The sequence below is a fragment of the Serratia sp. EWG9 genome, from assembly GCF_019913725.1.
GTDB lineage: Bacteria > Pseudomonadota > Gammaproteobacteria > Enterobacterales > Enterobacteriaceae > Serratia > Serratia ureilytica.
Genome location: NZ_JADNRO010000001.1, coordinates 876,593 through 901,258, shown reverse-complemented (window position 1 = coordinate 901,258; position 24,666 = coordinate 876,593). Strand labels below are relative to the sequence as shown.

Below are 24,666 nucleotides of genomic sequence, written 5' to 3'. Positions count from 1 at the left end.
TTTATCGATTCAGTTAAATTCCGTAAAGCTTGCGCAAGCCAGCTGTTTTTAACAGAAAAAATAGCGGGGGTAATTACCGGTTCGGATAAGAACAGGGGGTTTATTTTGCGATATTTTCCAGACTGATAGAGCACCGAGGAATGATATTTTGGGCGTGTGGATCCGTATCGCTATCCGTTCTCTTGAGCCGGTTAATTTGTTAACATGGAGCCCCTGGATGACTATTGGTGCAGTACATTGAAAATTAAAGCGTTGTTATTTGTTGCGTTGGCCGCGCTGGCCGGCTGCAGCCAGGAGGGAACCTCGATGAATCAGCCCGCAAACGAGAAAGGCGGCCAAACGGAAGTGTTGTTGGTCAACAGCGCGCTGGTGGACTGCGTGGGCGTCGGCCCGATGAAGTGCATGCAGGTGCGCCGCTCCGCGCAGCAGCCGTGGGAGTTGTTCTATACCGGCATCGAGGGTTTCACCTTCGAACCAGGCTATCAGTATCGGCTGAAAGTGCGCGTCACCCCGGTGGAGAACGTACCGGCCGACGCCTCATCGCTGCGTTACACGCTGATTGAGCAGTTGGAAAAGCACAAGGCATGACCCTCAACAGGCCGGGCAATAGCAACCTGGCCTGCTATCATTATCCCTTGCCTGTGTCGCAGGGCCGTTGACTGGTCTGTTCACTGCGCTTGTTTTCGCACTTTCTTAAGTATATCGAGAAAATCAGGTATATTGTCCTTCGGTTTTTAGCTACCAAGAAAAAATTACTATGATTATCAAACCTAAAATTCGTGGTTTTATCTGCACCACCGCTCACCCGGCAGGCTGTGAAGCCAACGTCCGTGAGCAAATCGCCTACGTTAAGTCGCGCGGCGAACTGAAAAACGGGCCTAAAAAGGTGCTGGTCATTGGTGCATCCACCGGTTACGGTCTGGCCTCGCGCATCAATGCCGCTTTCGGCAGCGGTGCGGCCACCATCGGCGTATTTTTCGAGAAGCCTGGCAGCGAAGGCAAAACCGGTTCCGCCGGTTGGTACAACTCCGCCGGTTTCGACAAGGCAGCTAAAGAAGAAGGCCTGTACGCGAAAAGCATCAACGGCGACGCATTTTCCAACGAGTGCCGTCAGACCGTTATCGATCTGATCAAGAAAGACCTGGGTCAGGTTGACCTGGTGGTTTACTCGCTGGCTTCGCCGGTGCGTAAGATGCCGGAAACCGGCGAAGTGGTGCGTTCCGCACTGAAGCCGATCGGCGAGCCGTACAAATCCGTCGCGCTGGACACCAACAAAGACGTGCTGGTTGAGGCCGTGGTCGAGCCGGCCAACGAGCAAGAAATCGCCGACACCGTGAAGGTGATGGGCGGCCAGGACTGGCAGCTGTGGATGGACGCGCTGGACGAAGCGGGCGTGCTGGCGGATAACGCGCAGTCTGTCGCTTACTCCTACATCGGTACCGATCTGACCTGGCCAATCTATTGGCACGGTACGCTGGGCAAGGCGAAAGAAGATCTGGATCGCGCGGCGCACGCCATCAACCAGAAGCTGCAGGCCAAAGGCGGCGCGGCTTACGTTGCGGTGCTCAAGTCGGTGGTGACGCAGGCTTCTTCCGCCATTCCGGTGATGCCGCTGTATATCTCCATCGTGTTCAAGATCATGAAGGAGCAGGGCATTCACGAAGGCTGCATCGAGCAGATCCAGCGTCTGTTCGCCACCAAGCTGTACAGCGGTGCGGCGCCGGATACCGACGAGAAACACCGTCTGCGCCTGGATGACTGGGAACTGCGTGACGAAGTGCAGGAAACCTGCCGTGAAATCTGGAAGCAGCTGAACGACAGCAACATCAACGAACTGACCGATTACCAGGGCTACAAGGCGGAATTCCTGCGCCTGTTCGGCTTCGGTCTGCAGGGCGTTGATTACGATGCCGATCTGAGCGGCGAAGCCAACTTCGAGGTGATCGAACTGGTCTAAGCGCGTCGAGCGGTCAAACAAGGTCGGGTTAGCCCGGCCTTTTTTATTGTCCGCGCGTTGGCGACCACCGCCTGACTCATCAGTCCACTTGATCATTGACAGCAATAAATTATCGTTTTACGATAATTTATTGCTGTTGATTAAGGGATAGAAAATTATGGGCGCTGCGCCAAGGATCCATCTGCCGCTGTATGTGCGTTGTCTGTGTTTGCTCATCATGGCGATGCTGATCGTCAGCACCGGCGTTGAGATGTTCATCATCGTGCGGGACTGGCTGCAGGGCGTAGCCTATCGCGATATCGTCGCCTCTTACCGGGAATATTACCCGGAGCTGCTTGCCTACGCGATCCCGCAGCAACGTTGGGCGCTGTTCGCCACGCTGGTTATCGACATGCTCGGTTATTTGCCCTATTACAGCGCGCTGCTGTGCGGCGCCGGGCTGTTTTATCAATTCTTCCGCGGCAACGTGTGGCATCGCAACAATATGGTGCTGTTGCAGATCATTGGCATCTTGCTGATCGTCGATGTGTTGTTCCCGTCGTTAGCCGGTCTGCTGCAGGTGATGGTATTGACCGCCGATGAAAAAATGCTGTTTATCCTTTATTATGGCGTCAATAGCGAGTCGGTGCGCTCGCTGATCGTAGGCTGCGCAATCCTGGTATTTAGCCGGGTATTTCTGGAAGCGTTGCGGCTGAATGAAGAACAGCTTTCTTTCGTGTGAGAATAGAGTGGCAATAATCGTAAGTCTTGATGTCATGTTGGCCAAAAGGAAGATGCGTTCAAAGGAGCTGGCGGAGCAGGTGGGGATCACCGAGCAAAACCTGTCTCTGTTGAAAAACGGCAAGGTCAAGGGAGTCAGGCTGGAAACGCTGGACAAGATCTGCCGCATTCTCGACTGCCAGCCTGGCGATCTGCTGGCCTGGCAGCCGGACGGCGAAGAGTAAGATCCCAGCGCACTCGGAAGTGCGCTGAGCCTGCTGGCCCATTTCTGCGATTAGCGTTGTCTTATTGAACGATATTTGTTTGATTCAGGTTAATTAAAATAACGGGTTATTAACACTTGCGTATTCTTTTTGTCGCAGGCGATTGCATGCGGCGAAAGTTATTAAACTAAATAAACTCGTTTTTCATTTACCGTCACTACCAATAGCGTTATTTTAAGGGAAATAGTATGACATGGCGTAATTCTCTTCTGGCATTGTGTCTTGTATTAAACGGATGCAGTGCCATTCACCCCACTGTTTCATCCTCATCCTCCTCCACTCACTGGGGGAATTGGGGAACTCCGCAGCCCGCAACGCGAGAACAGAAACAGCGCATTATCGCCGGCGAATCCGCCGCTGCCGTGCTGAATGAAGGCCGGGTCGGTATCGGCGGTACGCTGGACTGGTCGAAAATAGGGGGGCGCTAACCGCCGCTCTTTATTCGGCGGGGCGGCAGACGTTATCTCAAAGATATTGTGGAACGGTTTATTATTAATTCGCTACTCTGTTTTTCCGATGCGTTATTTATCTTTAAACGATGAATCTCTGCTTGTTGAATATATATCAACATACCCAGACATCCTTACAGGAGTTTTCAATGGCAAAGCGTATTGTCGCCATGTTGATAATGTCGTTGTTGAGTCTGCAAGCAAATGCGGCCCGTTACGATCGGCAATGCGAGGGAATTTCTCCCGTGCTGTTTCAGAAGAAATTGAAAGAGCTGGCGCATGGCCTGCGACAAGAGATGGCTGAGCCGACCCCGCCCACGGAGAATGAGGCCGAAACCTTGGCGCGTCTGGCGGAATGCGATGCCGAAAACGCGAAAGCGCCGGCGACGGGAGGGCAACATGCGCCCGATTCCGCGGAGCCTCAGGTGTCTTCACTCAACGGCTGTTGAACGGTTCTCTGCGTCGTTTTTCGCGGCGCGCCCCAGTCGGCTTATTCATGGAGCTTGTGTATTGAAACTACCTTCGTTAATCGCTGCGGCGCTGGCGCTGCTGGCCTCATTTTGCAGTCAGGCGTTCATCGATCGCCATTCCTCGCCCGGCGCCTCGACGGAAAGTCCCTCTGCGGCGGGGTGTCCGGCGCGGCTGGATGGCTTGTTGCAGCATATTTGGTTGGCTGAACAGATTCAGGCGGAGCGCATGCAGCTGGCGCTGCTGCGTGCGGAGCGGGAAGCGTTGGAAATCCGGTTGCAAACGCAGGAAGCGGCGAGACCTTCCGCGCAGGGGCATCAGAGCGCCCGAACGGCCTGTGAGCAGGGTGCCGATATCGTCCGTTGCCTGTCGCTGCGTCTGCGGCGGACGTCTCTGACGGGGCCGCATCGACCGTTTGTCGGCGTTTATTGCCGCGCCTGGCTGAATGGCCGGCCGCTGAATTGCTAAAGATGAGAACAGGGATTTGTCAGGAGTTTATCGATGAAAAGGCTAGTGTTGGCCGGCGTGGCCCTGTGTTGCGCCTGCTTTGCGCAGGCGCGGGTGGATTTGGAATACCACGCGGCGCCGCCGAAGGACAATAAAGTCCCCGAGGAGTACCAGAAAAAACGCAGCGCGCTGCGCCACAAGGTGTGGAATGTCGACAGCCTGACGCAGGCCAATGAGCAGGCGATTGCACGCGAACAGCAGCGCGAGGCCGCAGAAGCCGCCAAGCGGCAGCAGCGTCACCTGGAGCAACAGCAGAAAAAGCGGCGCTGCCTGCGGATACACTCGAAAGATCCTCACCGCGAGGCGAGGTGTTACATGTACAACTTCTAGCTTTCAACGTCCGGGCGCTTGCAGCGCCCGGCGTCGTTTATGCCGGGCGGCAATGCTCTTTCAGCATGGCGATCGCATCCGGCTTCAGCTGATACAGATAGACCGGGCGGCCCGTCGCGCCGTACAGAATGCGGGTGCCGAGAATGCCGCTTTCCGCCAGGTAGATGAGGTACTTGCGGCAGGACACCCGCGAAATGCCGATGGCGTTGGCCAGGTTGTCGGTGGAGAATTCGCTGTCGTGCTGCTGTTCTATCCACTCGCAGACCGTGCTCAGGGTGATGCTGGTCAGGCCCTTCGGCAGCTTTTTGCTCTCCTGACCGCCGGGCTGGCGGCGCAGCAGGCTGTCGACGTCAGCCTGCGAAAACTCGCGCTGCGCCAGCAGCTGCGACTGTTGCCGATAGTGGCTGAGCGCCTCTTTGAAGCGGCTGAACTGGAACGGCTTGATCAGGTAATCCACCACGCCGTAGTGCAGCGCCTTTTGCACCGTGTTTACATCGCTGGCGGAAGAGATGATGATCACATCGGTCTTCTCGCCGAGCTCGCGCAGGCCGGGCAGCAGATCCAGCCCGTTCTCCTGCTGCATGTAGATATCCAGCAGCACCAGATCGATGCTGACGCTGGCGTCGGCCAGCAGGGCGCGCGCCTGGCCCAGGGTGGCGACCGTAGCCTGGCAGTGAAAACCGCCGATCTGGCTCAGGTAATATTTGTTCAGCTCCGCCACCATCGGGTCGTCGTCGACAATCAGTACGTTAATCATGGGTTTCGCTCTTGGCCTGATAGGGAAGGTGCACGAAAAATTGGGTCAGCTCGCCCGGTTCGGACTCGACATCGATGCCGCCGCCCAGTTTCTCCAGATGGCTGCGGATCAGCGCAAGGCCGATGCCGCGTCCCGTTCCCTTGGTGGAAAATCCGTGTTCAAAGATGTGCGCGGCGATCGCCGGATCGATGCCGGGGCCGTCGTCGCTGACGATACAGTGTAATTGATCGTCGTGGTGATGGAAGCTCAGGCCGATCTCGTGGCCTTCAACGCCGTCGATGGCGTCGATGGCGTTTTCGATCAGGTTGCCGAGCACGCTGATCAGCACGTGCGTGGTTTCCGCGTCGTCGGTTTCCGGCAGCAGGCTGGTTTCCTCGATGGTCAGTTCGATGCCGGCTTCGTGGGCGCGGCTGATCTTGCCGATGAAGAAGCCCGCCACTTCCGGCGAGTGGATCTTGCGCAGCAGCGCGCCGATCTCTTCCTGGTAGTTGCTGGCGGTATTGATGATGTAGTTTTCCAACTGCTGATAAGCCTTCATGTGCAGCATGCCGAGTATCACGTGCAGCTTGTTCATAAATTCGTGCGACTGCACCCGCAGGGCATCGGCGTAGTGCGCCATGCCGCTCAGGCGCTGCAGCAGGCGGCTGACCTCGGTCTTGTCGCGGAAGGTGGCGATGGCGCCGGTCACCTGGCCGTTGACGATCACCGGCACGGTATTGGTCAGCAGTTCGCTGCCGTTGAAGCTGATCTGTCGATCGCGCAGCGGTTTGCCGCTGGCCAGCACTTCCGCCAGATGCAGCTGTGCCGGCCAATGCTTGCTGGCGGCGTCCAGCAGCAGGTTTTCCACCGGGCCGCTCTGGCGCAGCAGGCGCTTGGCCTCGTCGTTGACGATGGTGATGCGGGAATCATTATCGACCGCGATCACGCCTTCTTTAATCGACTGCAGCATGGCGTTGCGCTGCTCGAACAGGGTGGAGATTTCGTAAGGCTCGAAACCCAGCATGATGCGTTTGAGCGCGGAGACCAGGAAAAAAGTGCCCAGGCTGCCGACCAGCGCGGCGAAGGCGATGGTCCAATAGATGATCCAGCGGCTTTCCGCCACCACCCGCTGCACGGTGTCCAGCGCGATGCCGAGCGCCACCACGCCGATTTGCCGCCGCTGCTCGTCATACACCGGCACGAACACCCGCAGCGCCGGGGCCAGCGTGCCGCGGTTGATGGCGCTGTTGACGTTGCCCTGCAGCGCGGGCGCCAGATCTTCGCCGATGAAATGTTTGCCGATCAGCCAGGGTTTGGGATGCGAATAGCGGATGCCCTGCATATCCACCACCACCACGAACAGCAGCTCGTTTTGATGGCGCACCTGCTCGGCGAAGCGCTGCACGGCGCCGCTTTGATCGCGTCGCTGCAGGCCGTCTATCACGGTGCTCGAGAGCGCCAGCGTGTTGGCGATCGCGATGGCTTTTTGCTGCAGCTGATCTTGCCCTTCGCGGCTCATCTGCACGAAAAACAGCGCGAACACCACCAGCAGCACCGAAGCGATGATGGCAGACACCATCAGCGTGATGGAGGTGCTCAGCTTGAGCGGCACCCGTTGTTTTGGCATGGCGGTTCTCCGAATGGCGATATCACGGCGTATTCTAGCGAGGAATGAGGCAAGCTGCAGTTACCGGCAGCAGGTTATAGCATGCTGCCGGGTCGCGAAGGGGTTATTTTAGTTACAAAAGCGGGTCACTGCTGGTGGTAGATCTCCAGCGCCTGTTGGCCGCTGGCGCCTTGATGGATGATCGCCATCAGGGCGCGCACCACCTGCGACGGATTGCTGTGTTGATACACGTTGCGGCCATAGACCATGCCGGACGCGCCCTGAGCCATCAGCGCCGCGGATTTCTCCAGCACCGGGCCCAGCTCCCCCTTGCCGCCGCCGCGCACCAGCGTCGGGCAGCGCGCCGCTTCCACCACGCGGTGGAAATCTTCCACCCGTTCGGTCGGGTCGGCCTTGATGATGTCGGCGCCCAGTTCGCGCGCCAGCCGCACCAGCGGCACGATCTTTTCCACGTCGCCGAGCGACCCGTAGGCGGCGCCCTGGCCGGCCGGGGCCATCACCAGCGGTTCGATCATCAGCGGCATGGCGTAGCGATCGCAGGCGTGGCGCAGGCGGCCGATGTTCTCTACGCACTGGCGGAAAATGCCGGGTTCATCCGGGATCATATACAGATTGACCACCACCGCGGCGGCGTCCATTTGCAGTGCCGCGAGGATCGGCGCTTCCGGGTTGTGCAACACCGCCCACATCTCACGGTGGCGTGCGGCGTTATAGGCGTTGCCGACGTCGGTGCGCATCACCAGCGCCGGCTTTTCGCGCTGCGGCGCGCGCTGCAGCAGCTCCGCCTGGCCGTAGTTGACCTGAATGGCGTCGGGGCGCGCGGCGATCAGGTTGCCCATCACCCGTTCGATATCTTCCAGACCGATTAAGAAATCCGGTTCGTTGGCGATGCCGTGATCGATCGCCACATCCAGGCACTTGCCGTTATTGAACAGGCGGTTCATCCGCACCTTACTGCTGAGCTGCATGTCAGGTCCTCCTGAGATAGGGATATGTCCATTATTGCCGAGTAAGGATGGTCGGGAAACGCGGAAACCGCAAACTGCGCGCCCGCTCGCAGTTTTTGCCGACGCCCGGCGTGGCGCACGCGCGGGGCGCGTTACCCGATGGCTTTCACTGCATTTGTTAGATCCGTGTCATGTTTTTGTTAATAAGCCATTCCAAAACGCATGTTTCGCTTGTTTGGGTTAAAAAGTTTCAATAATCTCAATTATGAAATAAACATTTAAAAAAGCGGCGAAGACGCGGCTTGCTCTACCAGGGGTTTATTTCAATTGATTGTTTTTAATCTATTTTGAGATATCGATCACCATTTTGTTCACGGCCTTAATACGGGGATAACGCGGTAATTTCGCCGTATCAAAGGGATAACACCGACCGTAATGTTGTTTGAATGTAAAAAATATCTTTCATTAGCTGTCAACCAACAGACCACTTCATTCTAACGATTAAAGGGTAACGAACATGAAGCTGAAGAAACTGATCGCCGCCTCCGTACTGATGTGCATGCTGCCGGCCAGCGTGTTGGCGAAAGACATCAAGATCGGCGTTTCCATGGCTTACTTCGATGACAACTTCCTCACCATTCTGCGCCAGTCGATGCAAAACAAAATGAAAGCCGACGGCAACGTCAGCGGCCAGTTCGAAGACGCCAAGGGCGACATCGCGCAACAAATTCAACAAATCGAAAACTTCGTCAGCCAGGGCGTCGACGCCATCATCCTCAACCCGGTGGATACCCAGGGCGTCAAGCCGATGATCAAATTGGCCGAGAACGCCAAGATCCCGCTGGTGTTCGTCAACCGCAAGCCGGAAGTGACGCTCCCGGCCGGCATGGCCTACGTCGGCTCCGATTCCAAGCTGGCCGGCAAACTGCAGATGGAAGCGTTAGCCAAGCTGATGAACGGCAAGGGCAACGTGATGATCCTGATGGGGGAACTGTCGAATGAATCGACCCGCGACCGCACCCGCGGCGTGGAAGAGGTGGCGGCCAACTATCCCGGCATCAAGATTGTCGATAAGCAAACCGCCAAGTGGACGCGTAAAGATGCGGTGGATATCACCACTGACTGGGTGCTGACCGGCCAGCAGATCGACGCCATCGCCTCCAACAACGATGAAATGGCCATCGGCGCCATCCTGGCGCTCAAGCAGGCTAAAAAGTCCGGCGTGCGGGTGGCCGGCGTGGATGGCACGCCCGATGCGCTGGAATTCATCAGAAAAGGCGATCTGGCGCTGAGCGTGTTCCAGGACGCCAAAGGCCAGGGCGAAGGCGCGGTGCAAACCGCCGTTCAGTTGGTGAAAGGCGAGAAGGTGGAGAGCAACGTGCTGATCCCTTATCAGTTGATCACCCAGGCCAATTACCAGCAATTCGCCGATAAAAACAAAAAATAAGCCTTGAAGCCTGCCGCAGGCGCTCCACCTGAGCGCCCGCGGCAGAAAACGTGGGTCAGTGCGGAGGTAAGCGGTATGTACCCTTATGTTCTTGAGGCCGAAGGCATCAGCAAGCAGTTCCCCGGCGTCAAAGCGCTGGATAAGGTCTCGATTAAAATCAAACCCGGCAGCGTGCATGCGCTGATGGGCGAAAACGGCGCGGGCAAGTCGACGCTGATGAAATGCCTGATCGGCATCTATCACCCGGATGAGGGCTCGATCAAAATCAAAGGCCGGCCGGTGACCTTCAGCGACACGCTGCAGGCGCTGCATTCGGGCATTTCCATGATTCACCAGGAGCTGAACCTGGTGCCCTACATGACGGTGGCGGAAAACATCTGGCTGGGGCGTGAGCCGGCGCGGCTGGGGTTCGTCAACCACGAACAGCTGAATGAACAAACCCGCGAGCTGCTGGCGCGGCTGAACATCAAACTGCGGCCGGAAACGCTGGTGGGCGAACTGAGCATCGCCAGCCAGCAGATGGTGGAGATCGCCAAGGCCGTATCCTACAACGCCGACGTGCTGATCATGGATGAGCCGACCTCGGCGCTGACCGAAGGTGAAGTGGTGCACCTGTTCGCCATCATTCGCGAGCTGCGCGAGCAGGGCAAGGGCATCATTTACATCAGCCACAAGATGGACGAAATCTTCGCCATCACCGACGAAGTGAGCATTTTCCGCGACGGCACCTTCATCGCCTGCGACAAAACCGAAAATCTGACCAAACAGTCGCTAATCACCATGATGGTGGGGCGCGAGCTGACGCAGATGTTCCCCAAATTCAACAACAACATCGGCGAGGAAGTGCTGCGGGTGGCCGGGTTGCGCCGCAGCGGCTGGTTCCACGACGTCTCGTTCAGCGTCAAACGCGGCGAGATCCTCGGCGTCGCCGGGCTGGTGGGCGCCGGACGCAGCGAAGTGATGGAAAGCCTGTTCGGCATGCACCCGGCGGACGGCGGCGAGATCTTTATCGAAGGCCAGGCGGTGAAGGTGGATTCCCCGGCGAAGGCGATCGAGAGCGGGCTGGCGTTTCTCACCGAAGATCGCAAGAAGTCCGGCCTGTTTCTGGTGCTGTCGGTGGTCGAAAACATGAGCATCGTCAACCTGTCGGAATACATCGGCAAGAACGGCTTCGTCAGCCATGTGCAGATGGCCAAAGACTGCATGGCGCAGATCAAGAAGCTCAACATCAAAACGCCGACCATGGATCAGATCATCAATAACCTCAGCGGCGGCAACCAGCAGAAGGTGCTGATCGCGCGTTGGCTGCTGGCGCAGCCGAAAATCCTGATACTTGACGAACCGACGCGCGGCATCGACGTGGGAGCCAAAGCGGAAATCTACCGCCTGATCAGCGAGCTGGCCAACCGCGGCGTCGCCATCATTCTGGTGTCTTCGGAGCTGCCGGAGATCCTCGGCATGAGCGATCGGGTGATGGTGATGCACGGCGGCCGCATCACCGGCATTTTGGACAAAGACGACGCGGACCAGGAAAAGATCCTGGCGCTGGCCTCAGAATAACGAAGGGTGAACATCATGAGTAACGTAAAGATTGAGAAGCCGCTCTCCGCCGATTCAACGGGCAAGGGATCGCTGTTCTCCGGGCTGAGCGGCAAAATGCCGAAAGACACCGGTATTTTCATCGTGATGCTCGGCATTGCGCTGATCTTCGAAATCCTCGGCTGGTACATGCGCGATCAGTCGTTCCTGCTTAACCCGAACCGCCTGCTGCTGATCGTGCTGCAGGTGGCGATCATCGGCATCATCGCGGTGGGCGTCACCCAGGTCATCATCACCACCGGCATCGATCTCTCATCCGGTTCGCTGATTGCGTTGACCGCGGTGGTGGCGGCCAGCCTGGCGCAGACCTCGGACAGCATTTCGCCGATGTATCCGGGGCTGCTCGATCTGCCGGCGGCGATCCCGATCGGCGCGGGGATCGGGGTGGGCATCGTTTGCGGCTTTATCAACGGCTTCCTGATCACCCGCACCGGCATTCCGCCGTTCATCGCCACGCTGGGGATGATGGTATCGGCGCGCGGTCTGGCGCAGTACTACACCAAGGGCAACCCGGTCAGCTTCCTGTCGGATGGCTTCACGGCGATCGGCCAGGGCGCAATGCCGGTGATCATCTTCCTGGTGATCGCGGTGATCTTCCACATCGCGCTGAAGCACACCCGTTATGGCAAATACATCTACGCCATCGGCGGCAACATGACCTCGGCGCGGGTTTCCGGCATCAACGTCAATAAGTACCTGGTGACGGTTTATACCATCGCCGGCGGGTTGGCGGGGCTGGCGGGCGTGGTGCTGGCGGCGCGCGTCAGCAGCGGCCAGTCGAGCATGGGCATGTCCTATGAGCTGGACGCCATCGCCGCGGCGGTGATCGGCGGCAGCAGCCTGATGGGTGGCGTCGGGCGCATTACCGGCACGCTGATCGGCGCGGTGATCCTCGGCCTTATCAAAAGCGGCTTCACCTTTATCGGCGTCGATTCTTACATTCAGGACATCATCAAAGGCGTGATTATCGTCGCCGCCGTGTCGATCGACATGCGTCGCAACCGCAAAAAACACTGATTGCCGTGAATTGCCGCCGGCGCCAAGGTTGGCCGGCGGCGTTTTTTTACCCGGGGGGACACATCATGAACTTTCTGAAAGGGCTGTGGCTGGCGGCGGCGCTGTGCGCTTCCGCGCCGGCATGGGCGCAAACCATCGGCGTATCGATGCCTATTTCGACCAGAACTTCCTCACCATTATCCGCCAGGCGATCGACAAGGAGGCCAAAGCGCGCGGCATTACCGTGCAGTTTGAGGACGCGCGCGGCGACGTCGGCCGCCAGACCGATCAGGTGCAGAGCTTTATCAGCGCCGGGGTGGACGCGATTATCGTCGATCCGGTCAACTCGGCCAGCACGCCGGTGATGACCAAAATGGTGCAGGCCGCCGGCGTGCCGCTGGTGTACGTGAACCGCACGCCGGGCGACGCCAGGCTGCCGCAGGGGGTGGTGTTCGTCGGCTCCGACGAGCGGGAGTCCGGCACGCTGCAGATGGAAGAACTGGCGCGGCTGGCTAACTATCAGGGCAACGTGGCGGTGATGATCGGCAACCTGACCGACGCCGGCGCGCTGCAGCGCACCAAAGACGTGGAGCAGGTGGTGGCCAAATACCCGAAGATGAAGGTGGTGCAGAAACAGAGCGCCAACTATTCACGCAGTGAAGGTATGGACCTGATGATGAACTGGCTGACCAACGGCGAAACGATCGACATCGTCGCCGCCAACAATGACGAGATGGCGATCGGCGCGATCATGGCGCTGCAGCAGGCCGGCAAAGCGGACAAGAACGTGCTGATCGGCGGCATCGACGCCACGCCCGACGGCCTCAAGGCGCTGGCCTCCGGCAAGATGCAGGTCACGGTGTTCCAGGATGCGGTCGGCCAGGGCAAGGCGTCGGTCGATGTGGCGCAGCGCATGATCAACGGCGAAAAGCTTGAGCCGTATTACTGGATCCCGTTCGAGTTGGTGACGCCGGCCAATCAGGAGAAATACGCGGCCAAACCGTGAGTTCGCCGTCGGATCCGCGTTGCCGGGGCGCTGCTTGCAGCGCCTTTTTCATGGCGCCAATTGCATGTCCGCTTGCGGCCAGCGCTGCGCCGGATGTTGCGTCACACTGAGGCTCTTTTACGGTGTGAGGATAAGAGATGAACGCATTGAACGGTAAGGTGGCGGTGATTGGCGGCGCCAGTTCGGGGATCGGGCGGGCGGCGGCGCTGTTGTTCGCCCGGCAGGGGGCGACGCTGGTGCTGGGCGCCCGGCGCGAGCGGCTGCTGGCTGAACTGGTGGAGGACATTCGGCGCGAGGGCGGCCGGGCGTTGGCGGTAGCCGGTGACGTGCGCGACGAAGCCTTCGCCGAACGGTTGACGGCGACGGCCGTCGATGAATTCGGCAGGCTGGATATCGCCTTCAACAACGCCGGCACGTTGGGGCCGCTGGGGCCGTCGCTGGCGCTCAGCGCGTCAGAATGGCGCGACGTGCTGGAAACCAACCTGTCCAGCGCTTACTACAGCGCCAAATATCAAATCCCCGCCATGCAGGCGCGCGGCGCGGGCTCGGTGATCTTCACCTCTACGTTCGTCGGCCACACCGCGGCGTTTCCCGGGACGGCGGCCTATGCAGCCAGCAAATCGGGGCTGATCGGCCTGACGCAGGCGCTGGCGGTGGAATTTGGCGGACACGGCATTCGGGTGAACGCGCTGCTGCCGGGGGGCACCGACACGGCGATGGGGCGGCAGATGAGCAATACCCCGGAAGCATTGGCGCAGGTGGCCCAGCTGCACGCGCTGAAGCGGTTGGCGATGCCGGAGGAGATCGCGCAGGCGGCGCTGTATTTGGCGTCTGACGCTTCCTCGTTCGTCACCGGCACCGCAATGCTGGTGGACGGCGGCGTTTCCATCCAGCGCGGCTGAGGCTGTCATCGCCCGTGGCCAGGCGCCACGGGCCCTACGCGCGGCGTTACCAGCCTTTGACGGCATCGCCCTTGTAGATTTCGGCGGCGCTGGCCGCCACTTCATCGGTCTGATAGGCCTTGACCAGATCCTTCACTTTCTCGCTGTCTTTGTTGTCGATGCGGCTGGCGAAGATGTTGACGTAAGGCGAGTTTTTGTCCTCGACAAACAGCCCGTCCTTCGCCGGCGACAGACCGATCTGGCTGGAATAGTTGGTGTTGATGATCGCCAGCGTCACCTGCTGGTCGTCCAGCGCGCGCGGCAGCTGCGGCGCTTCAATCTCGACGATTTTCAGCTTTTTCGGGTTGCTGACGATGTCCAACGCGGTCGGCAGCAGGCCGACGCCGTCTTTCAGCGTAATCAGCCCCTGTTTTTGCAACAGCAGCAGCGAGCGGCCCAGGTTGGTCGGATCGTTCGGCACTGCCACCTGCGCGCCGTCCGGCAGTTGGCTGAGCGCGGTGATTTTCTTCGAATAGCCGGCGATCGGGTAGACGAAGGTGTTGCCTACTGCCGCCAGTTTGTAGCCGCGCTCCTGCATCTGTTTGTCCAGATACGGCTTGTGTTGGAAGGCGTTGACGTCCAGATCGCCGTTGTTCAGCGCTTCGTTCGGCAGCACGTAATCGTTGAAGGTCACCACCTTCACGTCCAGATCGTATTTCTGCTTGGCCACTTTCTGCACCACCGCCCACAGCGACTGATCGATGCCGGCGCTGATGCCGACCTTGATGTGGTGATCGTCCTGTGCGGTCGGGCCGCAGGCGGTCAGCAACAGCGTGCCGGCGGCGGCCAGCGCCAGCGTGAGGTTTTTCAGCGTAAATGTCATTTTCCCAGGGTCCTTGTCAACATTGCCTGCTAATTTAGGCGGGCAGAATAGTGGCAGTGACTGTAGGTAATCGCTGAGCTAAAACAAAATACTGATTCACTATGACTAATAGCGATTGGCTATGAGTAGCCGCCGCCCGGCGCGATGCGGATTGCTTTGACGGCGAATCGGCGGGCTTATTATGATAGCCGCTGGCCCGCGAGGGCAGACTGGGTACTGAAACGAAGGAAAAGACAATGCGATTGAACACTTGGAGCAAGGCGCTGCTGCCGCTGGTGGTGTTGGCCTGCGTCTCGGCGACTCAGGTTCGGGCGGCGGAGAGCGATACCGGGCCGATCCCTAAACAGCTGCTGGGCAACTGGCGCGTCAGCAAAATCGTGCCGACCCAAACCGCCGGTTGCTGGGATCAGCAGCAGGCGCAGAGCCTGATCGGCGGCAAGATCAGCTATAAAGCGGATGCGTTCAGCTGGAACGGCACGGCGCTGAAAAGCGAGGGGGCTACCGTCAGCACCGTAGAGGCGCAGGAGTTTGTCGAGGACAACGCCGGCAGCAGTTCCTACATCGATTTCCCGATGCTGGGCATCAGCACGCCGTCGGTCGAGCGCGTGGCCATTCAGCATGCCGATATCGCTATCAAAGGCATCACCGATCAAGGCACCGAAGGGGTGCCCGGCGACAACGTGCTGGTGAAAGACGCCAACACGCTGATCCTGTCGTTGTGCAACGTCTGGTTTGAGGCGCAGCGCGAGAAGTAATTTCTGCCTTCAGCCCCGGCAACGGGGCTTTCCCACCGCATCACCTCCCGCCACGAGTGCCATTTCTGAACTAAAATTAACCATAACGATATGACCCCGGCGTGATATCGGAGCCTCGGCTCTACCGAGTCCATGACAGGAGGCGCTATGTGTTACCACCATATTGTCATCGCCACCGATCTGAGCGATGACGGCAAACGGCTGGTCGAAAAGGGGGCGCTGCTGGCGGAAGCGCTGAAGGCCAAACTCTCGCTGATCTATGTGGACGTTCACTACGACACCTACCACGCGGCGATCGGCTTTTCTGAGCGCAGCGACGACGGCGTGCCGTTCGAAGAGAAGATCCGCAAAGAGCTGGAACCCACCACGCAAAACGTCAATTACCCGATCGCGGGAGTGATTATCGGGCGCGGCGGCTTCGTTGACGAACTGCGCACGGCGATCGTGGATAAAGACATCGATCTGCTGGTGTTCGGCCATCACCACGATCTGTGGAGCAATCTGTTTTCTTCCACCCGCAACGCCATCAACCAGTTGAATATCGACGTGCTGGTGATCCCGATCCGTTCATAAGCGCGATCATGCCTCGTCCATTCACTCCGCGCTGCGGCGCGGAGTTTCTTTTGCAGCAAAAAATGCCTTGCTCGGTTGCATAATACATAAGTGAATACTAATGTGTTTGTATGAACGAAAATGACATCTTCAAGGCGTTGGCCGATCCGACCCGCCGCTGCATCTTCGACAAACTCGCCGCCGGCAGCATGAACGCCAGCGCGCTGCGCGAAGGGCTGACCATCAGCCAGTCGGCGATGTCGCAACACCTGGCGGTGCTGCGCAATGCCGGACTGGTGCGCGAGGCGAAACAGGGGCGCTTCGTCAATTACCAGGTCGACCCGGAGGGGCTGGCGCAGATCGCGCAGTGGCTGGCGAAGTACCGTGCTTACTGGCCGGCACGCATCGACGCGCTGCAAACCTTGCTGAAGGACATGGATCAATGAACAAACAGGCCGAGCCGCCGCCGCAGGAACGGCTGGTGTTGGAATATTCGCTTGATGCGCCGCCGGAAAAAGTGTGGCGAGCGCTCAGCGTGCCCGAATTGCGCGAGCAGTGGCTGCCGACGGGAGATCTGGCGCAGGCAGAACCGTTGGCCGCCACGCCGGGCGAAGCGGTGAGCTATCGCCTGCGCGACGACCAACCGCCGTTTCTCGAAAGTGTCGTCACCCTGCAGATCGTGCCGGACGCCGGCGGCGGCAGCCTGCTGCGGATTATCCACCAGCTCGACGCCGCCAACGATGGCCCGACGACGGTAATGCGCGCCGCCTGACGCGTTAAACACCTTTCTCTTTGTTGCCAACCCAGGAGTTCACCGATGCGTGAGAAGATGATGCTCGTCCCGATGGTGGTGGAGCAGACCAGCCGGGGAGAACGTTCCTTTGACATTTACTCGCGCCTGCTGCGCGATCGGATCGTGTTCCTCAACGGCGAAGTCAACGACGACGTGGCCGAAATGCTGTGCGCCCAGCTGCTGTTTCTGGAAGCGGAAAACCCGGAAAAACCGGTCCACCTGTACATCAACTCGCCGGGCGGGGCGATCACCAGCGGGCTGGCGATTTACGACACCATGCAGTATATCCGCGCCCCGGTGCATACGCTGTGCATGGGCACCGCGCGCTCGATGGGGTCGTTCCTGCTGATGGCCGGTGAACCGGGGCACCGCATGGCGCTGCCCAACGCCAGCCTGCATGTGCACCAACCGCTGGGCGGCTTTCAGGGGCAGGCGTCCGACATTCTGATCCAGGCAGAGGAAATGAAACGCACCAAAGACCGGGTGATCCGGCTGTATGCCCAACATTGTGGCCTGAGCGAAGAGGAAGTGGAGCGGGTGTTGGATCGCGATCGCTTTATGACCGCCGACGAAGCGGCGGCCTGGGGATTGATCGATCGGGTATTGCGGGCGCGGTAAAGGGCTCAGGAGTGCGTGGCGGATTGTTGCGTTTGCCAAACGTGTTCAAGCCCGAATTCGACCATCGCGAAATAGAGACTGAAATAACGCTCCGCCATGATGAAAAACGAACTGTTGAGTTCGATCACCACATTATTGGTGGTGGTCAGCAGGCCGGATTTTTCCGCCGCCTGCAGAATGCGGTTCACGTGAGCGCGAGAGACGGAACACGACTTGGCGATTTTCGCCGAGGAGAGCAGCAGAAAGGGGGAGTCCTGTCGGATGCTTTCGATAAACAGCATCAACAACACCATGTGGCCGGCGTCTTTGCTGATAAACAGCCCGGACTGTTGCACCAGGTCGATCAGGTAGATCTCCTTGAGCATCAGTTGCCCGTAGGCGGCGAAAAAGGTGGGCAGAAAGTCGGGCGCCGCCAGCAGCGCCGCGATGGGCATCTGTGGCGCCAGCGTCTGATAAGGCCGCGCCATTGAGGCGATCAGCGCCTGGGTTTCCGCCAGCGCGTGCGGCGTAGGCTTATAGCGCAACTGGCGTTTGTCATGCTCGCAGGGTTTGACCTCCAGCCGGCGCCCGACCCGTAAAAAGAACAGAAAGGAATCCAGGGAGTTCTCGCTGATCATATTCTTCCCTTTGAAAAAGGCTTTGATGTCTTTCAGCGCGGCGGCGGGCTGGTGGTAATAAATGGACAGGATGGTGGAGCAGATGATGAACCGGCTGTTCCTGAAAATGATTTTGTAAAACAGCGGATGCTTCTTGTAGGTCTCCCTCAATAATTCCCCGTGTTTGACGATGGCGGTGTGAAACGCCGCTGACTGCCTGATGTTGTTGGCCTGTTTCTCCAGATGAAACTGTAGCTGGAATCTGCTTAGACTCATTTTCCCTATTTCCTGTACTTAAAAAAATGCGCTGCTTTTTATCGTTATGGGTTTGCTGTGTATGGCTTGACGATCTGCTGGCCCTGGTCGTTGATGAGGGTGGCCTGAACGGTGGCCCGAGAGGGGAGCGCGGATGCCGAAACGCCGTCGAGGTGATAATCCCGCGAGCTGAATGGCGCGGTCATCATGTCGCTTTCTTGCCGCACCGGGTAATCGCGCCTGTTGGTGTGCACGGCGATACGCGCGAACGAGAGATAAAACGCCGATCGGTTTTGACAGCGCAGCAGATAACCGTCCGGCGATTTTTGCAGCGTGAATGAGACGGCCTCGGCCGCGTTTTCGGCTTTTCCCTTCAGCGCCCTGGGCCGGTAGAAGATTTTCATCTGGGTGTTCATCGCCAGCGTCACGCGCGACGCCAGCGGCGGCGTGGTCGGCCGGGTGGGCGGGATCTCATACAGGTTAAGCCAGAACACCGACTCTCTGTCGGCGGGCAGGTTCGCGCCGGCAAACAGGATCCGCAGCCCTTTCAGCGCCGAAGGCTGCAGCGCGAATACGCTGGGCAGGGCGACAAACGGCGCGCGAGACAGTTCGGGGGCGGCGTTGACGTCACCGTTATCGACCCAGGTTTGCGCCACGATCGGGTAACCGTTGGTGTTGAGCAGCATCAGGGTTTTTTCCGTCTCGCCCTCGTGAAAGATCACCCGCGTGGCGGAGGCGATGATGCCCGCCTGCGCGCCGATGGAGGCCAGCGCCAGCAGCAGGGCGCATCCCATAATCAGGTATTTCTTTCTCATCATTGCACCTTAACCCAGACGTAGGCCCTGGCATCCACCTTGCCGGCGGTGACGGTCTGGCCAGGCAGCCGGGCGAGCGTGGCGGTGAGCTGGGTGGTGTAGTGGGTAAACCCCGCCGCGGTGCTGCCGCCGCCGCTGGCGCCGTTGAGCACCGGATACCAGCCGGCGTCGCTACCCTGCGGGCATTGCCCGGCGCTGCATCGCGCCCAGCCGACGAAGTTCATCGGCGCGCCGTTGCCGGCGTTGGCGAGCGCGATGCCCACGCCGGTGGCGACGCTGCTGTCGGTGCCGTAGCCGCTGGAGAGCAGGTAACTTACGCCGCCGTTGGCGCTGACCAACCCGAGCCGCTGCGCCGCGACATAGCTTTCATACGGCACCTGCAGGCCGAGGGCGGTATTGTTGCTGCTGACGCCGGACACGGCGGCGTTGTCGCATTCGATATTGAGGGTGAACTGCGCCTGCGAGGTTTGCCCGGCGGTCAGTTGGCTGACGGAGAGGGTCGGCAGGATCACCAGCGGCGTGACGTTGCGCGCCACGCAGGTGGCGGTATAGGTCAGCGAAGAGATCGGTGCGGTACCCATGCCCATCGCGTTCCAGCGCCCGGTGCCCCAGGTGGCGTAGTTGGTGGCGGAGTCGCTGCCGATAGGATCCGAGGCGATGCCGGGCCCCTGAAAGGTGACATAGCCGTTCGGCTGCGTGCAGGTATAGTTCGAATTGCCGGTGGTCGACGCCATGCCCACCAGCGGGTTGCCGGCGCTGTAGCCGCAGTAGTTGCTGGCGCCCGCGCCCGGCAGCGAGCTGATGCGGATCAGATCGGCGCGGATGGCGCTGAAGTCTTTCACCCGGATCTGGATTTTGTTGCCGACGGTGGCGTAGCGGGTAATCGGCGCCGACTGCCAGTAACGGGTAAAAACCTTGCCGGAATCCAGATGGGTCAAACGAATGCCGACGTAAGGGAAGTAGGTGGCGTAATAGTTGGGATTGCCGTCCCTGGCGCCCAGATCGTAATAGCCGCCGACGCGATCGTCGCCGTTGGTGGCGAAGACTTCATAAATTTGCCCAACATCGCCGGCATCGCATTCATACAGCACCTTGTTTGGGTCGGGATAGCGGGTGCCGGAGGTCAGATCGAACACGCTGGTGCCCAGCGGCGTGCCGACGGGCTGCAGATAAGTGCTGGTCAGATTGACCCGACCCAGCGCCGTGCCCACCCCGCAAGGATCGCAGCCGGAGTCGATCCAGGGGGCGACGCGCGTGCATTGCGCCAGCGCCGCGGGCGCGCCGAACAGCGACAGGGCGAACAGCGCCGGGGCGGCGACCAGATAAGAAATGCGTTTCATCGTCTCTCCTGAGATAAGTTAAACGGGTTAGCGGCACGGAGCGCTGAGCCGCTGAATCGGGCTGTCTTCCGCGGCGGGCAGGCGATAGTGCAGCGTGCACTGCTGGCCGGGTGCGTCGCCCCAGTTCAGCGTCAGCGTGCCGGCATTCCGGTCGCTGCGCAGATACACCTGATTGGCCTGGCCAACCATGCCCACGCTGTTGCCCGCGTTGTCCAACACGTTGGCGCCCATCGGGATCGGCGCGTTGTCGGGACGCTGTGCGGTAATCAGCAGCGCCTGGCCGCGCACGGTGTTGAAGCGCAGGCGCACCGTGGCGCCGGCGTACGGGGCGACGCGTTGCTGGCCGTCCTCCAGTTCCGCTTTATCATTCATGCCCTCGGGGTTCAGCGCGACGGTGTTGTAGTGATAGGGCACCAGCGCCGGCGCCAGCGCATAGCCGAAGCGATCGACGCGCGCGCCTTGGCCGCCCATCACCTGCGCGCCGTTGGCGCCGGGCGCCTCTATCAGGGCGAAGGTATCACCGACATACGGCCCTAATGTCACGCCGCCGCGGTGCGCCACCACCGCGCCCTGCAGCGACAGTGAGCCTTGTCGATACTGGCGCGCGGTGGAGAACGAGCCGGTGACGTTGGCGTAAGGCAGGCGGGTTTGCAGGTTGCCGCCCCAGATGCTTTGTTGGCGATCGTCGTCGGTGGTGAAGTTCAGACCGTAACTGACCGGCTGTTCGTCGCCGACGCTGCCCGACAGCGCAGCCTGATAGTTGCCGCCCTGACCCTGGCTGTGGTTGGCCAGCAGCGAGACGCTGGGGGCGGATGACGAACGCCCGAGCGGGAAGCTGAGCGACAGGGCAGTGACGGTTTGCGTGTTCTGCGCCAGCGGCGCGCTGTAGACGTTATCCAACGGCCCGTAGCCGCGATAGTCGCCGTTGCTGTAGCCCAGACTGCGGGTGCGGGTGACGGAGAGGTTAAGCGCCACGCCGTTGCCGAAGGTTTTCCCCCAGCCCAGCTGGAGCTGATTGTCGCGGCCGCGCTGATCGCGGTAGTCCTGGGTCGAGCCGGACATCGTCAAGCTGCCGAACGCGCCCATGCCCTGATTGACGGCCACCTCGAAACGCGAACGCTGGCGGTAGGAATCGGACTGCCAGCGTTGGCCGGTGACGGCGGCGCGCCGCACGCCGAGCACGTCGCTGAGATCGCGGAAGCCTTCGGTGGAGTAACGGTAGCCGGCGATGGATAAGGTGGTGTCCGTCGGGCTGAAGGTTCGGCTGTAAGAGAGATGCAGCATCCAGCCTGAGGCGCCGCCGTCCGGCAGGCTGGCGTGGGAATAGGTGGTGTCCATGCCGAAGGCGCCCAGTTCGCTGCTGTACACGCCGCCCAGCATCATCGCCTGATAGCCGTCCGCCAGCTGGTTGCCGATGTTGAAGGTCAGGGCGTTGGTCAGGCCGTGCTGCCAGGTCACTTCGCTGAACAGATCGTTATCGCCGACGTAGCGGGAACGGCCGACGATGGCGGAGTAGCGCGACTGGCCGGGGCGGATGGATTCCGGCACCGCGGCGAACGGCACGGTGAAGGTGCTGACGCTGCCGTCGGCCTCGGTCACCACCACGGTCAGATCGCCGGCGTAGTTGGTGGCGTACAGATCGTTGATGGCGAACGGCCCCGGCGCCACGGTGGTTTCGTACAGCGTGCTTTTACCCTGCAGCACCGTCACGCGCGCGTTGCTTTTCGCCACGCCGCGCACCACCGGCGCATAGCCGCGCTGTGAATCCGGCAGCATGCGATCGTCCGAGCTGAGCTGAATGCCGCGAAAGCCCAGGCCGGAAAAGAAGTGCCCGTCGGTAAAGCCTTCGCCCAGCAGCATTTCGCTGCGCCAGGGCAAGATCGCGCGCTGCACGTAGCGGCGGCTGGTGTCCAGGTGGCCGCCGAACTCCCGATCGTAGCGGTAGCTGGATTGCTGGCGGTAGCGCCAGAGCCCGAGGTTGAACCCGCCGTTCAGGTTGGCGTAGGTCGAGTCGAGGTCGCGGGTTTGCCCCTGTCGGTAGCTGACGTGGTACTGGTTGAGGTTGTAATTGACGAAGACCATCGATTCGCCGCCGTCCAGGCTGGCGGGATTGACGCTGCCGCGCGGCTGGCCGTTCAACAGCGCCTGCGGAATGCTCAGATCCAGGCGCAGCCGCGAGATATCGGCGTTCACCGTGATGTCCTTCAGATCCCGGCCGGGCAGCAGGCATGCCGTTTCGGCCGCCGGCGGATTTTTCAGCCCGAAGCGCGTCAGCTGCGCGCGATCGAAACAGGGCAGTACCTGCTTGCCATCGCGCACGAAACGAATTTGATCGCGCTCGAGAAACTGGCCGTTGAGGTACAGATCGATCTGATAGCTGCCGGGGGCGACGGCGTCCTGTTGGTTGAATTGACTCAGGGCGCTGTTGCTCAGCACGCTGCCGCGCAGCAGCGCGGGATCGAAGGTGTAGCCATCGGCGGCGGCGCAGCCCAGCGGCAGCGCCAGCAGCGCGCAACACCAGCGTGCGGGAAGCGGCGTCGCCTTGCGAGCATCGAACATGAAAACCTCCCTGTCTGGTTTCAGCGCGCGACGTTCAGGGTGCGTGTGATTTCCACCCCATAGTCATTGATGACGCGCAGCGCGATCTGCCGCACCTCACCGTTCACCGGCCAGCTGGCCTGCGAAAACGGCGGGATCAGGTCCGCCTGCGGGATCGCGGTGCGTTTTGCGCCGCTGAGTATCGCGGCCTGGCTGACGTTGGCGTAGTAGCCGGTCGGGTTGTCGACGCGCAGCGCGTTGCCGACCTGGCGCAGGCTGAGCTTATCGATGACGTGATTGGCGTCGCCGGCCAGCCCGGCCGGGCGATAGAACACTTTCAGGCGATTGGTGACCACCAGCAGCAGTTTGTTCTTGTCGCTGTCCGTCTGACGCACGGCGGGCACCTGCAGGAAGTTGAGGTAGAACAGCGATTCGCGATCGCGCGGCAGCGGCTGGCCGACGAACGACAGCCGCACCATCTGCCCGCTGTGCGGATTCATGCGGAAGATTTGCGGCGAGGCGACAAAAGGCGCGTCGGCGTTTTCCGGCGTGGACTTGGGGTTATTGATATCGAGCCAGATCTGCATCAGCGCCGGGGCGCCGTCGTCATTGGTGAATTGCAGCGTTTTTTCCCGCGCCTCGGCGGGGTAGATCACGCGATTGCCGAGCAGCGTGACGCTGGCCGACGCGTAGCTGGCGGCAAAACTCATCAGGCAAAACGATAGGGCGGCCCAACGGCGGGCGTAACGGGTTATCTGCTGCATAAACGTGAACCGATAAAAGGAGCGAGTCATTCAGCGCCGTCCGCTAAGGAACGGCGCTGTCATCAACAGGTATGGCGCCTGACGCCGGCTTATCTGTAGGTAATGGCGAACTGGGCGGTGGCGATCACCGAACCGGCCGCTACGCCGGTATCTTCCGCGTAGTAGCGAGCCACCAGGTTCTGCGAGGTGGACGTGGCGTCTTTCGCCAGCGTCATCGCCGACGTGGTGACGGTAGAGCCGCTGGCGAATGACAACGGCGTAGTGGCGTCGCTGTCCAGCAGTTGAATGGAAACCTTGGCCGCATCGCCCGCGTTGCCCAGGTTGCCGTTAACTGTCGGGTTGTTGCCCGCCAGCACGGTTTTGATCGCCGTATCGCTGGTTGCCGCCGCACAGCCCGTGACGTTAACGGTAAAGGTGGTGTCGCCGGCGGTGGCGCCTTTGGTGGCGAGCTGGCTGGCGGCGACGGTCGGCAGCAGAACAACCGGGTTGGATTGGTTGCCGTTAATATTCACCGAACAGGTTTGCGTGCTGACTTCGCCTTTAAATTGCACCGTATTGGACGAGGCGGCCGCACAGGCGCCGGAGAGAGCCAGCATGGATAATGCGACTAATTTAACATTCATGTGAAATGCCCTTTAATTTACTTTAGAGAAAAGCTTTCCTGACAGTAATAATTTACTGACGTGCGGTTGTTGATTAATCATGTTGCGCAATTGTTTTTTAAACGCGTCGGCAAACATGGATTTTCATCCTAACAAACTAAGAATTTTCCCTATAGATATTTTGAATAAGGCAATAAGGCGATGACTCCTGTTGTTACATTT

Annotated in this window: 26 protein-coding genes and 1 pseudogene; 17 read left to right on the top strand and 10 right to left on the bottom strand. The window is 60.0% G+C overall.

Annotated elements, in window-relative coordinates; genetic code table 11:
• Window positions 1-237 precede the first annotated feature (237 nt).
• From ITX55_RS04280 to ITX55_RS04250, 7 genes are all read left to right on the top strand, one after another.
• Window positions 238-588, top strand: coding sequence for a DUF4377 domain-containing protein (locus ITX55_RS04280; protein WP_049300685.1), 351 nt, complete (start codon window positions 238-240; stop codon window positions 586-588).
• Between the two features lie 169 nt (window positions 589-757).
• Window positions 758-1,957 (top strand): enoyl-ACP reductase FabV, encoded by a 1,200-nt coding sequence (gene fabV / locus ITX55_RS04275; protein WP_033652019.1) that lies wholly within the window; start codon window positions 758-760, stop codon window positions 1,955-1,957.
• 157 nt (window positions 1,958-2,114) lie between these two features.
• Window positions 2,115-2,678, top strand: coding sequence for a DUF2975 domain-containing protein (locus tag ITX55_RS04270; RefSeq protein WP_033642723.1), 564 nt, complete (start codon window positions 2,115-2,117; stop codon window positions 2,676-2,678).
• Between the two features lie 7 nt (window positions 2,679-2,685).
• On the top strand, window positions 2,686-2,901 hold the full coding sequence (locus tag ITX55_RS04265; RefSeq protein ID WP_025302459.1) for a helix-turn-helix transcriptional regulator: 216 nt from the start codon (window positions 2,686-2,688) through the stop codon (window positions 2,899-2,901).
• A gap of 637 nt (window positions 2,902-3,538) precedes the next feature.
• On the top strand, window positions 3,539-3,838 hold the full coding sequence (locus tag ITX55_RS04260) for a hypothetical protein (protein WP_089196934.1): 300 nt from the start codon (window positions 3,539-3,541) through the stop codon (window positions 3,836-3,838).
• A 61-nt stretch (window positions 3,839-3,899) separates the two neighbouring features.
• Window positions 3,900-4,325, top strand: coding sequence for a hypothetical protein (locus ITX55_RS04255; RefSeq protein ID WP_089191557.1), 426 nt, complete (start codon window positions 3,900-3,902; stop codon window positions 4,323-4,325).
• A 33-nt stretch (window positions 4,326-4,358) separates the two neighbouring features.
• The gene (locus ITX55_RS04250) at window positions 4,359-4,694 is read left to right on the top strand and encodes a hypothetical protein (RefSeq protein ID WP_047575793.1); all 336 of its coding nucleotides are present in this window, start codon (window positions 4,359-4,361) and stop codon (window positions 4,692-4,694) included.
• Between the two features lie 37 nt (window positions 4,695-4,731).
• Here ITX55_RS04250 and dcuR read toward each other — a convergent pair whose 3' ends face one another.
• The 3 genes from dcuR to ITX55_RS04235 form a co-directional block, all read right to left on the bottom strand.
• Window positions 4,732-5,451, bottom strand: a complete 720-nt coding sequence (gene dcuR / locus ITX55_RS04245; RefSeq protein WP_033642727.1) for a two-component system response regulator DcuR — start codon at window positions 5,449-5,451, stop codon at window positions 4,732-4,734.
• Window positions 5,444-7,057: a sensor histidine kinase gene (locus tag ITX55_RS04240; RefSeq protein ID WP_033642728.1), complete on the bottom strand. Its 1,614-nt coding sequence runs from the start codon at window positions 7,055-7,057 to the stop codon at window positions 5,444-5,446. The genes dcuR and ITX55_RS04240 overlap by 8 nt, the downstream gene beginning before the upstream one ends.
• Before the next feature lie 125 nt (window positions 7,058-7,182).
• Window positions 7,183-8,025: a class I fructose-bisphosphate aldolase gene (locus ITX55_RS04235; protein ID WP_033642729.1), complete on the bottom strand. Its 843-nt coding sequence runs from the start codon at window positions 8,023-8,025 to the stop codon at window positions 7,183-7,185.
• A 496-nt stretch (window positions 8,026-8,521) separates the two neighbouring features.
• Here ITX55_RS04235 and ITX55_RS04230 point away from each other — a divergent pair, with 496 nt between their 5' ends.
• The 5 genes and pseudogenes from ITX55_RS04230 to ITX55_RS04210 all read left to right on the top strand — a co-directional run bounded on the left by ITX55_RS04230 (window position 8,522) and on the right by ITX55_RS04210 (window position 13,954).
• On the top strand, window positions 8,522-9,451 hold the full coding sequence (locus ITX55_RS04230; protein WP_033652022.1) for a sugar ABC transporter substrate-binding protein: 930 nt from the start codon (window positions 8,522-8,524) through the stop codon (window positions 9,449-9,451).
• Between the two features lie 75 nt (window positions 9,452-9,526).
• A complete protein-coding gene (locus ITX55_RS04225) occupies window positions 9,527-11,011 on the top strand; it encodes a sugar ABC transporter ATP-binding protein (RefSeq protein WP_033642731.1) in 1,485 nt (494 codons plus the stop codon).
• A 15-nt stretch (window positions 11,012-11,026) separates the two neighbouring features.
• Complete coding sequence (locus ITX55_RS04220; protein ID WP_033652114.1) at window positions 11,027-12,067, top strand: ABC transporter permease; 1,041 nt, start codon at window positions 11,027-11,029, stop codon at window positions 12,065-12,067.
• A gap of 65 nt (window positions 12,068-12,132) precedes the next feature.
• A pseudogene (locus ITX55_RS04215) lies at window positions 12,133-13,052 on the top strand (sugar ABC transporter substrate-binding protein).
• Window positions 13,053-13,189: 137 nt separating this feature from the next.
• A complete protein-coding gene (locus tag ITX55_RS04210) occupies window positions 13,190-13,954 on the top strand; it encodes an SDR family oxidoreductase (RefSeq protein WP_108680516.1) in 765 nt (254 codons plus the stop codon).
• A gap of 46 nt (window positions 13,955-14,000) precedes the next feature.
• Here ITX55_RS04210 and metQ read toward each other — a convergent pair whose 3' ends face one another.
• Window positions 14,001-14,816, bottom strand: a complete 816-nt coding sequence (gene metQ / locus ITX55_RS04205) for a methionine ABC transporter substrate-binding lipoprotein MetQ (protein ID WP_108680517.1) — start codon at window positions 14,814-14,816, stop codon at window positions 14,001-14,003.
• 236 nt (window positions 14,817-15,052) lie between these two features.
• On the opposite strand from metQ, the gene ITX55_RS04200 reads away from it, so the two are divergent.
• The 5 genes from ITX55_RS04200 (at window position 15,053) to ITX55_RS04180 (ending at window position 17,534) form a co-directional block, all read left to right on the top strand.
• Entirely contained in the window at window positions 15,053-15,571 is a 519-nt protein-coding gene (locus tag ITX55_RS04200; protein ID WP_108680519.1) for a hypothetical protein, read from the top strand.
• Window positions 15,572-15,718: 147 nt separating this feature from the next.
• Complete coding sequence (locus tag ITX55_RS04195) at window positions 15,719-16,144, top strand: universal stress protein (RefSeq protein WP_108680521.1); 426 nt, start codon at window positions 15,719-15,721, stop codon at window positions 16,142-16,144.
• 110 nt (window positions 16,145-16,254) lie between these two features.
• Window positions 16,255-16,569 carry a helix-turn-helix transcriptional regulator gene (locus ITX55_RS04190; protein ID WP_033642736.1) on the top strand — a complete coding sequence of 105 codons (315 nt, stop codon included), beginning with the start codon at window positions 16,255-16,257 and terminating at the stop codon, window positions 16,567-16,569.
• Window positions 16,566-16,895, top strand: a complete 330-nt coding sequence (locus ITX55_RS04185) for an SRPBCC domain-containing protein (protein ID WP_164057139.1) — start codon at window positions 16,566-16,568, stop codon at window positions 16,893-16,895. The genes ITX55_RS04190 and ITX55_RS04185 overlap by 4 nt, the downstream gene beginning before the upstream one ends.
• A gap of 45 nt (window positions 16,896-16,940) precedes the next feature.
• Window positions 16,941-17,534, top strand: coding sequence for an ATP-dependent Clp protease proteolytic subunit (locus ITX55_RS04180; RefSeq protein ID WP_046686880.1), 594 nt, complete (start codon window positions 16,941-16,943; stop codon window positions 17,532-17,534).
• A 5-nt stretch (window positions 17,535-17,539) separates the two neighbouring features.
• Here the strand turns inward: ITX55_RS04180 and ITX55_RS04175 are convergent, their stop codons facing one another.
• From ITX55_RS04175 to ITX55_RS04150, 6 genes are all read right to left on the bottom strand, one after another.
• On the bottom strand, window positions 17,540-18,406 hold the full coding sequence (locus ITX55_RS04175) for a hypothetical protein (RefSeq protein ID WP_108680523.1): 867 nt from the start codon (window positions 18,404-18,406) through the stop codon (window positions 17,540-17,542).
• Window positions 18,407-18,450: 44 nt separating this feature from the next.
• The gene (locus ITX55_RS04170) at window positions 18,451-19,203 is read right to left on the bottom strand and encodes a molecular chaperone (protein WP_232094298.1); all 753 of its coding nucleotides are present in this window, start codon (window positions 19,201-19,203) and stop codon (window positions 18,451-18,453) included.
• Window positions 19,200-20,540, bottom strand: a complete 1,341-nt coding sequence (locus ITX55_RS04165) for a fimbrial protein (RefSeq protein WP_047026270.1) — start codon at window positions 20,538-20,540, stop codon at window positions 19,200-19,202. Before ITX55_RS04165 ends, ITX55_RS04170 begins: the two co-directional genes overlap by 4 nt.
• Window positions 20,541-20,567: 27 nt before the next feature.
• On the bottom strand, window positions 20,568-23,099 hold the full coding sequence (locus ITX55_RS04160) for a fimbria/pilus outer membrane usher protein (RefSeq protein ID WP_164057138.1): 2,532 nt from the start codon (window positions 23,097-23,099) through the stop codon (window positions 20,568-20,570).
• 20 nt (window positions 23,100-23,119) lie between these two features.
• Window positions 23,120-23,842: a molecular chaperone gene (locus tag ITX55_RS04155; RefSeq protein ID WP_033642746.1), complete on the bottom strand. Its 723-nt coding sequence runs from the start codon at window positions 23,840-23,842 to the stop codon at window positions 23,120-23,122.
• 89 nt (window positions 23,843-23,931) lie between these two features.
• Window positions 23,932-24,465 carry a fimbrial protein gene (locus ITX55_RS04150; protein ID WP_042784243.1) on the bottom strand — a complete coding sequence of 178 codons (534 nt, stop codon included), beginning with the start codon at window positions 24,463-24,465 and terminating at the stop codon, window positions 23,932-23,934.
• Between the last annotated feature and the right edge of the window lie 201 nt (window positions 24,466-24,666).